The organism is Dyella sp. 05T440, assembly GCF_056395965.1.
In genome coordinates this window covers 531,500-543,772 of the sequence record NZ_JBFTKN010000002.1, presented here as the reverse complement: position 1 = coordinate 543,772, position 12,273 = coordinate 531,500, and the positions used below count along the sequence as shown (strand labels likewise).

Annotated in this window: 11 protein-coding genes; 6 read left to right on the top strand and 5 right to left on the bottom strand. The window is 62.0% G+C overall.

All coding sequences use genetic code 11. The annotated features are described in order from the left end of the window. Window positions 1-347: 347 nt before the first annotated feature. Genes AC1DE1_RS04245 through AC1DE1_RS04235 form a run of 3 tightly spaced genes read left to right on the top strand, consistent with a single transcriptional unit; the run spans window position 348 to window position 2,077 of the window. On the top strand, window positions 348-710 hold the full coding sequence (locus tag AC1DE1_RS04245; RefSeq protein WP_046972573.1) for a PadR family transcriptional regulator: 363 nt from the start codon (window positions 348-350) through the stop codon (window positions 708-710). After that, window positions 710-1,627 carry a sensor domain-containing protein gene (locus tag AC1DE1_RS04240; RefSeq protein WP_477177539.1) on the top strand — a complete coding sequence of 306 codons (918 nt, stop codon included), beginning with the start codon at window positions 710-712 and terminating at the stop codon, window positions 1,625-1,627. The genes AC1DE1_RS04245 and AC1DE1_RS04240 overlap by 1 nt, the downstream gene beginning before the upstream one ends. 3 nt (window positions 1,628-1,630) lie before the next feature. Continuing rightward, window positions 1,631-2,077, top strand: a complete 447-nt coding sequence (locus AC1DE1_RS04235; protein ID WP_477177540.1) for a DUF1579 family protein — start codon at window positions 1,631-1,633, stop codon at window positions 2,075-2,077. A gap of 85 nt (window positions 2,078-2,162) precedes the next feature. Here the strand turns inward: AC1DE1_RS04235 and AC1DE1_RS04230 are convergent, their stop codons facing one another. The 3 genes from AC1DE1_RS04230 to AC1DE1_RS04220 form a co-directional block, all read right to left on the bottom strand. Continuing rightward, entirely contained in the window at window positions 2,163-3,365 is a 1,203-nt protein-coding gene (locus AC1DE1_RS04230) for a DUF1501 domain-containing protein (protein ID WP_477177541.1), read from the bottom strand. A gap of 9 nt (window positions 3,366-3,374) precedes the next feature. After that, window positions 3,375-4,919 carry a DUF1800 domain-containing protein gene (locus AC1DE1_RS04225; protein ID WP_477178909.1) on the bottom strand — a complete coding sequence of 515 codons (1,545 nt, stop codon included), beginning with the start codon at window positions 4,917-4,919 and terminating at the stop codon, window positions 3,375-3,377. A 287-nt stretch (window positions 4,920-5,206) separates the two neighbouring features. Beyond that, window positions 5,207-5,494, bottom strand: a complete 288-nt coding sequence (locus tag AC1DE1_RS04220; RefSeq protein WP_477177543.1) for a hypothetical protein — start codon at window positions 5,492-5,494, stop codon at window positions 5,207-5,209. A 107-nt stretch (window positions 5,495-5,601) separates the two neighbouring features. On the opposite strand from AC1DE1_RS04220, the gene AC1DE1_RS04215 reads away from it, so the two are divergent. Further along, window positions 5,602-6,198 carry a class I SAM-dependent DNA methyltransferase gene (locus tag AC1DE1_RS04215; RefSeq protein ID WP_477177544.1) on the top strand — a complete coding sequence of 199 codons (597 nt, stop codon included), beginning with the start codon at window positions 5,602-5,604 and terminating at the stop codon, window positions 6,196-6,198. 4 nt (window positions 6,199-6,202) lie between these two features. On the opposite strand, the gene AC1DE1_RS04210 is transcribed toward AC1DE1_RS04215, so the two are convergent. After that, window positions 6,203-7,018, bottom strand: coding sequence for a class I SAM-dependent methyltransferase (locus tag AC1DE1_RS04210; RefSeq protein WP_477177545.1), 816 nt, complete (start codon window positions 7,016-7,018; stop codon window positions 6,203-6,205). A gap of 215 nt (window positions 7,019-7,233) precedes the next feature. On the opposite strand from AC1DE1_RS04210, the gene AC1DE1_RS04205 reads away from it, so the two are divergent. Further along, complete coding sequence (locus AC1DE1_RS04205) at window positions 7,234-8,121, top strand: hypothetical protein (RefSeq protein WP_477177546.1); 888 nt, start codon at window positions 7,234-7,236, stop codon at window positions 8,119-8,121. A gap of 145 nt (window positions 8,122-8,266) precedes the next feature. Here the strand turns inward: AC1DE1_RS04205 and typA are convergent, their stop codons facing one another. Then, complete coding sequence (typA, locus tag AC1DE1_RS04200) at window positions 8,267-10,117, bottom strand: translational GTPase TypA (protein WP_441604636.1); 1,851 nt, start codon at window positions 10,115-10,117, stop codon at window positions 8,267-8,269. 315 nt (window positions 10,118-10,432) lie between these two features. Here typA and AC1DE1_RS04195 point away from each other — a divergent pair, with 315 nt between their 5' ends. Beyond that, a complete protein-coding gene (locus tag AC1DE1_RS04195; protein WP_477177547.1) occupies window positions 10,433-12,211 on the top strand; it encodes a 3-hydroxybutyrate oligomer hydrolase family protein in 1,779 nt (592 codons plus the stop codon). The last annotated feature ends 62 nt before the right edge of the window (window positions 12,212-12,273 follow it).

Sequence of the window (12,273 nt, the reverse complement as noted above, 5' to 3'; positions counted from 1 at the left end):
TATCTCGCCTCGGGGTGCTAGGCCGGCGCGCGTCCGGCGACCACGACATACAGCATGGGATCGCATTCGGCATCGACGGTGGGGAAGGTCAAAATCGGCCTAGGCGATCAAGTCCGGGAGCTAGGCGGCCGAGCTGAGCCCGTCGTCCGACCCACGCGAACTGATCCCCGAGTCCCGAGGTGCCGCGTGTCCCCTCAGCCGCCTAAGCGCGCTGACACCAATGTCTGTACCCCCCCTCTGACACCAATGTTTGTATCTGGAGCGGCCTCCCATGACTTCATACCCATGCACTAGTGCGAACTTCACACTATTGTTCACTCCATGATGAGTAGCAGTGCGGGTGGGGCGTGGAAGACAACAGCAGCCATCTGAAGAAATTCCAGAAGGAGCTGTCGGCGGGCACGGTGTCGCTGGTGCTGCTGGCGGTGCTGGGGCAGTCGCGGCAGCCGATGTATGGCTACCAGATCGCCAAGCGGCTGGAAGAGGTGGGCGAGGGCGTGCTCGCCGGCAAGCAGAGCGCGCTGTATCCGGTGCTGCGCAATCTCGAAGGGGCGGGGTTGTTGGCCAGCGAGGTGGAGCCTTCCATCAGCGGTCCGCCGCGGCGCTATTACCGCATCACCAAACAAGGGCGCGAGGTGTTGCGCGACTGGGTGCAAGCCTGGGCGGCCACGCGCGATTCTGTCGACGGGGTTTTGCAAGGAGGGGTGTAATGAACGCACCACGCACGATTGCCGAATATCTGAATCAGTTGCGCGCTGCGCTCAAGGGCGCGGATCCGGCCTTGATCCAGGATGCGCTGTACGACGCCGAGGAACACTTGCGCGCCGAGCTGGCCGAAGACCCCAAGCGCAGCGAAGCGGACATGCTGGCCCATGTGGTGAGCACCTATGGCGCGCCGGAAGAGGTTGCCGATATCTATCGCGACCAGGAGATCAAGATCCAGCGCGCGCTGCGTCCGCCGCCGATGCCGCGTCGCCGCTCGGCACTGGGTCGTTTCTTTGGCGTAGCCGTCGATTCCCATACCTGGGGAGCCTTGTTCTACATGCTGCTGGCACTGGGCACGGGCATCTTCTACTTCACGTGGGCCGTGACCGGGCTTTCGCTTTCGCTGGGTCTGGCAGTGCTGGTGATCGGCATTCCCTTCATGATTTTGTTCCTCGGCACAGTGCGTGCGCTGTCGCTGCTGGAAGGGCGCATCGTGGAAACCATGCTCGGTGTGCGCATGCCGCGCCGGCCGCCGTATCCGACGAATGGAAGCAAGTCGTTCTGGGGGCGCGTCGGTGCGATCTTCACCGATGGCCGCACCTGGACCACGATGTTCTACATGATCCTGATGCTGCCGCTGGGTATCCTGTATTTCACGCTCACCATCACCTTCCTGAGCATCTCGCTGGGCTTGATCGCCACGCCGATCCTCAAGGCGCTCAGCGTGGCCGATGTGATCTACCTGCAATGCGGCATCCCGCATTGGCTGTGCGACAACAATTACTGGCCGCTGGCCATACTCACCTGCATCGGTGGCGTGTTCCTGTTGTTCGCAACGCTGCATATGGTGCGCGGACTGGGCAAGCTGCATGGCGCCATCGCCAAGGGCTTGCTGGTGCGCAGCGTGAACGAGGGCACCTGAGTCATGTCCGCGAACATGCTGACCCGCCTTGCAGGCGAATGGCAGGGCGAGGAAACCATCGCCACCACGCGCTGGGGACAAGGCGGAGTGGCGATAGGCTGGTTCTCGGCGCACATGCAACTCAATGGGCGCGTGCTGATCCAGGACTACCGCGAGGAACGCGACGGCAAGCCGTCATTGCAGGTACACGCGGTGTTCGTGGCCGAACCCGAGCATGATCAGTACAGCCTCTATTGGTTCGATAGCTACGGCTTCGTGCCGGGTACGCCGGCGCCGGGGCTGTGGAATGGCGAACGGCTGACCTTCGTGCGCAGTTCACCGCGCGGGCAGACGCGGCACGTCTACGCATTCGAGAGTGATGAGGTGTTTACGCTGAAGCTGGAGAGTTCGTTTGACGGTGGCGTGAGCTGGGAGTTGGTGATGACGGGGCGTTATGGCCGTTATGGGTGAAGAGCGTCGCGCACAGGGTGCGCTCCCACAGGGCTAGGGCGGCCCTCACCCTTTGTGGGAGCGCACCCTGTGCGCGACTCAACAGCTAGACAAGCTGTAAATCCCTCGGCTTCGCCCCCGGAAACACCGACAACAACTGGCTGTTCGACAATCCCCACATTCTTCCCATCACCCCAGCCAACACATCGCGGTAATTGTTGATCACCGGATAGTCGCGATTCTGCAGCAGGCTCTGCGCATTCACGGCCACTTGCTCGCCCGCAATGCGACCGCCGTTCACCTTGCCGCCCAGCACCCAGTACACCGTGCCGTGTCCATGGTCGGTGCCCTTGTTGCCGTTCTCACGGAACGTGCGGCCGAATTCGGACACGACGACCACGACGGTGTTGTTCCATTCGTCGCCCAGTGCATCGGCATAGGCGGCCAGTCCCTTGCCGAGGTTGGCGAGATTGTTGGCCAGTTGGCCTGTGGTATTGCCTTGGTTGACGTGCGTGTCCCAGCCGCCGACATCGACGAAGCCAAGCCGATACTGGTCGCGCATCATGGTGGCGATGCGCTGGGTTTCGTCGGCGAAATTCTTGGCGTTCGGCGCGCCGCGGTTGGCCTTCACCATCTCGTCCTGCAGCTCCTTGGACACGCTCTGGCGCAGTTCAAGGCCGTCCGCCGCGGCGGAGGCCAGCGAGGTATTACGGTACATGCTGGCGAGAATGCCTGCCTGGCGCTCGTCGTACACCGGCTTGGGATTGCCGCGCAGTGAGATATTGGGAATGTCGCGGCCGCTGCCCTGGAAGCTGAGGGGCAGTGCGTCGGTAAAGGCGATCGAGGGCACCGTACTCATCTGTCCCGACAGCCGCGCCATGAAACCCGAGCGATAATTGCTGCGCTGTGCCGATGGCTCGCCCGATTCGATATTGTCCTGCGTTTCGAAATGGCTGCGCGACAAATCATCGGTGCCGGCAAAGGGAACGAAGGCGACCTGGCGCTTCTGCCATAACGGATAGATGGAATCGCGCAGCACCGGGTTCAAAGCCCAGTTGCTGTCGAGGCCGATGGCGCTGTTGGTGTTGTACGGATCTGGCTTGGCGATGGCCAGGGTCGGACGCGACTCGTAGTAGAAATCGCTGCTATAGGGCACCAAGAGGTTGTTGCAGTCGTAGCCGCCGCGCAGAAACACCAGCAAAAAGCGCGGCGTATTCGCCGGTGCGGCAAACAGCTTGCCGGAGAACGACATCGCCGGTGCGGCAACGGCAGCGGTGGCAGCGGCAAGCAAAAATTCGCGACGATTCATGGCGATGCCTCAGCGATAATTGAAGTCGGGCGACGAGAGCAGGAAGGTGTTCCATTCCTGTTGAGTCGTCGCCTTGGCCAGCGCATCACGCGTGGGCGCGCTCAGCGTCGTATCAAACGTGTCGTAATACAGGCGCGTGGTGAGCATGGGGAAATCGCCGCCGCTCTTGGGCTGGCCTTCCGCCGTCAGAAGGCGGTTGTTGCCGGTGCCGATGGCGCCGGCAATCTCAAAACGTTTGGCCATCTGTCCGGAGCTGGACCAGCCGGCGCTGTCGAGCGGCCAGCCATCCGGCGTCAGGCGCCCAAACACCGGCTCACCCAGCTGATTGAGCCAGTTGAGCAGCGGTTTGGCGTTGGCGATCGGTTTGCCGTCATAGGCCATGCGCACCGAGGACACCATGAATTGCATCGGGTCCTTGAACTTCTTGCCATAGCTGGCGGCCAATTCCTTGGACTCGAACATCGTGCGCAACACCTGGGCGATATCGCCATCGGTGTGCTGGAAGGTGCGCGCCATCTTCGCCACCAGTTCGGGTGACGGATTATCGGCAACGAAGTACTCGGCGATTTTCTTCGAGACGAACTGCGCGCACGCCGGCTGTTTGGTGATCAGGTCCACCGCTTCGCTGATTTCATCGAAGCCGCTGCCCTTGATGGTGTGGCCGAGCAACACCTTGTCGCTATAGTCGTGGCGCTTGGGATTGAACTCGAACAGGCCATTGCGCACGACCATCTCGGCAAGGCGAGGGCGCATGACGCCGGGGGCACGCAATGGCGCCACGCCGGCGCCGGTAAGAATCAGGGCGAGCTGCTGCACGTCCTGTTGCGTATAGCCCGAGCCCACGCCCAGCGTGTGCAGCTCCATCAGCTCGCGCGCATAGTTTTCGTTGACGTGGCCCTTCGCGTTCTGCGCGTTGTCCAGGAACTCCATCATCGCGGGACTTTCCAGCGTCGCCATCACCAGGTCGCGGAACTTGCCCAGCGCGTGGGGGCGAATCGCGTTCTGCGTATAGTCGGCCGCCACCCAGCGCACGCGTCCCTTGGCGCCGTACACGCTGAAATGGTTGAGCCAGAACCACACCATCTGTTCCTTCAGCTGGTTCGGTCCGTAGATGGCGTGCAGCAGTTCGATTTCCTGCGCCTGCTGCAGCAGATCATTGGCGTGTTGTTGCTGCGCTTTCTTGGCGGCGGTCTTGTCATCGCCGTCGGGCATGTTCTTGATCTTCTCCTGCTCGTCGCGCAGGTTGCCCAGCAGTTGCTCGGTCGGCGTATTGGCGGCTTCGTAGGAGTTGATCAGCGACTGGATCGGTGCGGGAAGGTCGTCGCTGATGCGCCGATCGAGTTGTCGGTCGAGCAGGCGGGAACGGCCCAGGTCGCGATACATGGCGACGGTGGCGCTGTCGAGCTCGAAGCTGTCGCGGCGCAGCCAGTCCACATCGTCCTGTGACAGCGCATGCGCATCGCGTGCCGCTGCGGCGCCGAGACCGAGTACCAACAACAGGCTGCAGGCGGCCAGCCAGGGACGAATGCCAGGGCGGTTCGGGGTATCACGCATGCGGCGGATGTCCTGAGGTGAGGGCTGGGATTCAGTCATGGGAACGCGGTTCCGCACGCCCGGCTTACCGTCCGGCGCACGGCTCCCGCGATTTTGTTCGGCGCGGATTCATGCGGCGCAGCCTTGAGGCGCTCTCGGCGAGGCGCTTGCTTCGTTTTCGTCATACTCGCGAAAGCCAGGCGTGACGGCAGATTGCGACCGATGGTCGATGCATGGGGCCGGTGGGCGCTGTGACACGGCGCAGGTTTCGTTGCGCAAGACCTTGGGCAGGCAGCGCGGGCGGGTGGTCAGAATTCGTCGACGAATTCGACGACCGCACCAAGCAGGGAGGCTTCCACTTCGGTCACCGCGCGCACGGCGTCACTGTGCAAACGATCGGAGGCAAGCACCTCGATCATGAAGAGCTCACTGCCGTTGTCGTCGGGCAGTTCGGTGGAGCTGGAATCGTCGCGCGGGTAGGCGGTCTCGTCGTCGATTTCCTCGACGTGCTCGATGCCGTCGATCCCATGCAGGATCGAGAGCAAGGTGTCGGCATCGTCGCGCGTGCCGGTCATGCGGATGCGGATCGTGGGCATACGGGGCGGCTCCCAGGTTCCTGCGGAAGAATGCTGCGGCATGGCATGTTCAGGCCAGGTGATCGCCGTCGCTGGGCTATTATTTATCCTTAAGCCGGAGATCGCTTGTGCCCAAGATTTACGACCGCGACTATTTCGACAAGTGGTATCGCCACCCCGACCACACCGTGGCATCAGCCGCGGAGCTGCGCCGCAAAGTGGCCATGGTGGTAGCGCAGGCCGAGTACTACCTTGGCCGGCCCGTGCGCTCGGTGCTCGATGTGGGATGCGGGGAGGGGGTGTGGCGCGCGCCGCTACTGAAGCTGCGTCCCGGCCTGCTTTACCAGGGCATCGATGCGAGCGAATACGCCGTGGCGCGTTATGGGCGCAGCCGCAATATCGGCCTGGCGCGCTTTGGGCAACTGGAATATCTGCGCTTCGACCAACGTTTCGACATCATCGTTTGCACGGATGTGCTGCACTACCTCAAGCCTGCGGAAATTCGCGCGGGCCTTGGCGGCATCAGCGACATGCTCGAGGGCGTCGCCTTCCTGGAAGTGTTCACCAGCAAGGATGGGGTGGATGGCGATATGGACGGCTTCCATGCACGCGCGCCGTCCTGGTATTTGAAGGCGTTCAATGAGGTGGGCCTGATGCCGTGCGGGTCGCATTGCTATCTGGGGCCGCGTTTGGAACGGCGTGTGGCGGCGCTGGAGCGTGCTTGAAGCGTCACCAGGCCGGCGTTGCCACGATTCCGGACCGCTTCTCTTTTAGCTCAATTTCGGCATGAATATTGGGTCGCAATAGCGGACAAATATCCAGTGCTCTCTGTACGAATCGCTTCCAAGATACGTCTGACGGGCGGTAGGTACGCATCAATCGAAGTTTGACGACGCGGAAGTCGGGTGAAAGAAGCCGAAAATAGCGAGAGACCTCGCGTGCACTGTATTCCCGCCAGTGGTGGGCATAGGTGTGCTTGCCCAAGACCTCATCCACGGAAATGCTACCGCCAAAGCCGCGAAGGAATCGCAGGGGCTGCCACGCCCGACCCTTCCACGAGTAGTAGTTCGGCGTTGTGACCAGGATGCGGCCGCCTGGCTTCAGGATGCGGTGAATTTGCCGCCAGAAGCCAACCGGGTTGAAGGTGATATGTTCAAGGATCTCCGTGAAGATTACGACGTCGATCGAATCATCTGGAAGTTGATTCAATTCGTTGGCTTGTTCCATGTCCATGCAAGGAAGTAGGGAAATGCTGAGTTCGCCGGCGACGCTTTGGATTCGCGGATCTCGCAATGTACCTGGTAGATCCATGGCGACTATATCGAAGCCAGCTCGCCGCCATATCACGGCTTGATGCAGCCAGTGGGCTCCGACATCCAACGCGTGCTGACCCTCCTTTTGTGACGTTGAACAAAACTCGCGCAGCGTCGCTGTGAAGCGCAAGTAGTGGTCGTCGAGATACCCGTCAGCGGTGCCGCCGTGCCTGGCAAAGAAATCCAAAAATTGCCTGTAGTCGTTTGCCATCGCGGCCCTGGTGGACTTCATCGTGTGATCCTCGGCTTAAAAAATGAAGCTAAGTGCCGGTAGAAGATCGCCCACTCTTCGCTCGTGACCCAATGGCCTGAAGCTACGACGTTCGTAGGATTTCCCCCTTATGTGAATTGCATAGGGGTTGAGACACTGCGGGTCGCTGGATAGCAAAGGAGAGTTAACTCTCCGGGCGTCCAGCACTGCGTAGTTTCATATCGAAGGAGAGTTCCATGAAATGGAGAATCAGGTCGCTGCTGGTCCTTAGTCTGCTTTTTTTCTGGAATGCTTGTTTTGCCTCTGGATTGCTGCTTCCAGGACAAGGCCTATCTGCCGGTCAGCGTATCTACTCAAATAATTCGAGATATTTCGCGACCATGCAGGCCGACGGAAATTTCGTGGTTTACACGAGTGGCGGAAAGCCACTCTGGTCCACAAATACGACCGGGCGCGGGGCCGATTACGCGGCGATGCAGGGCGACGGAAATTTCGTGCTCTATAACAGTCGCACTGGGGGCGCTGTCTGGTCCTCGAATACAACCTATCGGATGAGCGGATTTGCTGCGATTTCTGATTACGGTCAGTGGATCGTGTTCAAGAACACGCCCGTTTGGTCTTCAAACACTTCAGATAGGAGTAACCCGATAGGCGCAAACGCCATGGTGTTCGGTTACAACTCGAAGTTCGATCGTGGCAAATCCTACGGCCTTGGGAAGTACAGCGTCACTTTTCAAACGGATGGAAACTACGTCTTATATGGGCCATCAGGGGCCATGTGGTCATCAAGGACGACAGGAAAGCCTGTCGACGTTGCCTACGTCTATCTGGGAAGATTGGTGGTGGACTACTCGTGGAGAACTGACTACTCCACCGCGAATCCATTCATTTTTCAAACGCCCAGCAATGTGCCGGTTTCGCAGTTCAGCAACACCGATTGGATTTCAACATATGTGGCCTTGCAGGCCGACGGAAATCTTGTCGTTTATGTACCCCAGCGGGTGTTCACATCACCTTCGCCTTACGCACCGGTGAGCTTTCCCATCAGTGATGGGCCCGGCTGTTATGGCCCGCCGGATGCGTGTTTTGGTTCGGCATTTCCCATCTTTCAATATAGCTGGTGAGGTGCGCCCGAGACCTTCGGTGTTTCAAGCGGAGCTGGGCATCCAGCGCGTACTGCAGGGCATCTGGTCGCCATACGGCCACCACTATCAAGCAAAAGGCCGCCTTTCGGCGGCCTTTTCTTTACACGTATCGCTGATCCAAAGATCAAGCCACGCCGCGCGAAGCCTTCTTGCGGTCGTTTTCCGTCAGGTGCTTCTTGCGCATGCGGATTTCCTTCGGGGTGACTTCGACCAGCTCGTCGTCGTCGATGAAGTCCAGCGCCTGCTCCAGCGAGAACTTGGTCGCCGGGGTGAGCTGGATCGCATCGTCCTTGCCGGAGGCGCGCATGTTGGTCAGCGGCTTGGGCTTGATGGCGTTGACGGTGAGGTCGTTGTCCTTGGCGTGGATGCCGATCAGCTGGCCTTCGTACACCGAGTCGCCTTCGGCGGCGAACAGCTTGCCGCGATCCTGCAGCGGTCCAAGCGAGTAGGCCGGGGTGGTGCCGCCGGCGTTGGCGATCATCACGCCGTTGAGGCGCTTGGCGATCGCCACCGGGGTGTACGGACCGTAATGGTCGAACACGTGGAACAGCAGGCCCGAACCCTGGGTCAGGGTCTTGAACTGGTTCTGGAAGCCGATCAGGCCACGGGCCGGGATCAGGTATTCAAGGCGCACGCGGCCCTTGCCGTCCGACACCATGTTCTTCAGGTCACCCTTGCGGATGCCCAGGCGCTCCATCACGCCGCCCTGGTGCTGCTCTTCGATGTCGACCACCAGCTGCTCGATCGGCTCCATCTTCTGGCCGTCGATTTCCTTGATGATCACTTCCGGACGCGACACGGCCAGCTCGTAGCCTTCGCGGCGCATGTTTTCGATCAGCACCGACAGATGCAGTTCGCCACGGCCCGAGACCAGGAACTTGTCGGCGTCGGAGCCGTCTTCCACGCGCAGTGCCACGTTGTGCACCTTTTCGCGGTCGAGGCGCTCACGCAGCTGGCGGCTGGTGAGGAACTTGCCGCCCGACAGATCCTTGTTGCCGACGAACGGCGAGTTGTTGACCTGGAAGGTCATGCTGATCATCGGCTCGTCGACGCTCAGCGCCGGCAGCGCTTCAGGCACTTCCAGCGAGGTGACGGTATCGGAAATGGTCAGCTCGGAAATGCCCGAGATGGCGACGATATCGCCGGCTTCGGCCGACTCCTGCTCGATGCGCTCGAGGCCGAGGAAGCCGAGCACCTGGCCGATCTTGCCCTGGCGCTTCTTGCCTTCACGGTCGATCACGGACACCGGCATGCCCTTCTTCAGGGTGCCGCGCTGGATGCGGCCGATGCCGATGACGCCGACGAAGTTGTTGTAGTCGAGCTGGCTGATGCGCATCTGGAAGGCGCCGTCCGGATCGACGTCCGGCTTGGGCGCGTGCTGCATGATCGCTTCGTACAGCGGGGTCATGTCGCCTTCGCGGGCGTTCTCGTCCAGCGAGGCATAACCGTTCAGCGCCGAGGCGTAAACGATCGGGAAGTCCATCTGCTCATCGGTGGCGCCGAGCTTCTCGAACAGATCCCACACCTGCTCGACCACCCACTCCGGACGCGAGCCCGGACGGTCGACCTTGTTGACCACGACGATCGGCTTGAAGCCCATGGCGAACGCCTTCTGGGTCACGAAGCGCGTCTGCGGCATCGGGCCGTCCATCGCGTCGACCAGGATCAGCACGGTGTCCACCATCGACAGCACGCGCTCCACCTCGCCGCCGAAGTCGGCATGGCCTGGGGTGTCGACGATGTTGATGCGGTTCTTGGCGCCGGTCTTCTTGTTTTCCCAGGTGATGGCCGTGTTCTTGGCCAGGATCGTGATGCCACGCTCCTTTTCCTGGTCGTTGCTGTCCATCACGCGCTCGGCCAGCACGGTGCGCTCATTGAGCGTGCCGGACTGCTTGAGCAGCTGGTCGACGAGCGTGGTCTTGCCATGGTCGACGTGGGCGACGATGGCGATATTGCGCAGATTTTCGATGGACATGAGGTCGGCTCGGGCGGGATAAAGCCGCCGCGTGAGGTTTCTGGAGGGATAACCCGAGAATTATACGGGGTTATGTGACAGCTTGCTTGAAAAGTCTTAGTAAATTGTTCAGACCGTGACTCGACGACGGTTTAAGGCCGCTCCGGGAGGGGTTCGTCACCCGGGAGCGACCGAACCTGTGCTGGACTGATCCCGAGGGCGGCCTGTCGCCCGAGAGGGATGGAGGGCATGGGCCATCGCCTTTCCCTGTGGATATGCTTGGTCGCACCGTTGCTGGCGTCGTGCGCCGCACCGCCGTTGACCAAGGATTCCGGCATGCATGCCCCCGATTTCGTGCGTGGCGAGGTGCTCCAGACCGAGCATCGCCAGGGCGACGACCTTCTGAGCGCGGGCCTGGGGCTGGATGGCCTGGCCGGTCCGCCATCGCCGATCGCACATCCCTTGCAGCCCACGGCCGCCGAATTGCGCCGCCGTGCGATCCAGGCGAGCTGGAAGGGCATTGCCGATCTGGGACCGCTGGGCGGTTACGGCCATGTCTATGGTGGAGTGCCCGATGTGCCCGGCCGCGAATACCAGGCGTTCGCCTGGATTTCCGGGGCAAACGCGCCGCACCGCGTGCTGTTGCAGGCGCCCGACAACTTCGACCGCTCGCGCCGTTGTCTGGTGGTAACGGCGTCGTCGGGTTCGCGCGGCATCTATGGGGCGATTGCGCTGGCTGGCGCCTGGGGCCTGCCGCGCGGCTGCGCCGTGGCCTATACGGACAAGGCCGCTGGCGCAGGTTATTTCGACCCCGCCAACGACTCAGGCGTCGCGCTCGACGGCACGCGGGTCAAGCGCGGCACGACCACACTGGAATTCGAACCGACCTCCCACGCCAGTCGCGTCGATCTAGGTGTGAAGCACGCCCATTCAGGCGACAACCCCGAGGCCGACTGGGGCCGGCATGTCCTGCAGGCAGCGCAATTTGGGCTGGCCATGCTCAATCGGGCCTTCCCCGACCAGGCGCCTTTTACGCCGGACAACACTCGCATCATTGCCACCGGCCTTTCCAATGGTGGCGGTGCGGTGCTGCAGGCGGCGGGTCTGGATGACGGCCGCATGCTCGCTGGCGTCGTGGCGCTAGAGCCCAATGTGCGCGTGCCTGAGCAGGGGCGTGCGTTGTTCGATTACGCCACCGATGCCTCGATCTGGTTGCCGTGTGCGCTCGCCGATGCGCGATTCGATGCGGCACCGATGGCACGCACGCCGCAGGGTGAGGTGCCGCCGCGCTGGGCACAGCGCTGCCATCAACTTCATGAGCGCCAGCTGGTCAGCGGCACACGCGTGGCGGCGCAGGCTGCCGAGGCGTATGAGCACCTGCGCGCCAGCGGCTGGACTGACGAGGCGATGACCACCGCAGCCTCCACCACCTCGCTGGATCTGTGGCGTGCCATCACGGTCGCCTATGCCTCCGCGTATATGCGTCGTGGGCCCGACGATATGCCTTGCGGATTTCGCTACGGCGGCGTGGCTGCATCAGGCGTATCGGTGCCGGTCGATGCAGCGGCACGTACCACCTGGTGGGCCGATGCCTCGGGCATTCCGCCCGGGAATGGCGTGGGTTTGTTTGGCGGCGCCGATCGTTCCGGCGATCCCACGCTGCCCGGCGTGCTGTGTTTGCGCTCGCTATGGGAAGACCGGGATGCGAGCACGCAGGCGCTGCGCGATGGCGTCGCCGCGACCACGGTGAAAGCACCACGCGCCAGCCTGCCGGTATGGGTGGTGCATGGCGCCTCCGACGGCTTGTTGCCGACGGCGTTCACCTCCGAACCCTATGTCACCTGGCTGCGCAGCAAGGGCGGCCATCCGCTGTACTGGAAAGTGCCGCACGCCCAGCATTTCGATGCCTTCCTGGCCATCCCCGGTTTCGGCGATCGTCACGTGCCCCTGCTGCCGTACGGCTATGCGGCGCTGGATCGTCTGTGGTCGCACATCTATGAAGGCGCACCGTGGCCCGCCCTGGTGCCGACGCCATCGCCACGGCCGCGCGGTTCGAACGCGTTGGCTCGCGATGCGCTGGATCTCCCCGCCACCTGGACCCAGGCCCCTCGCTGAACCAGAGGCTGGCGGCTCATCCCAGCTGCGGTATCCTTGCGTGCTTGCAGGGCGCCTGTGGT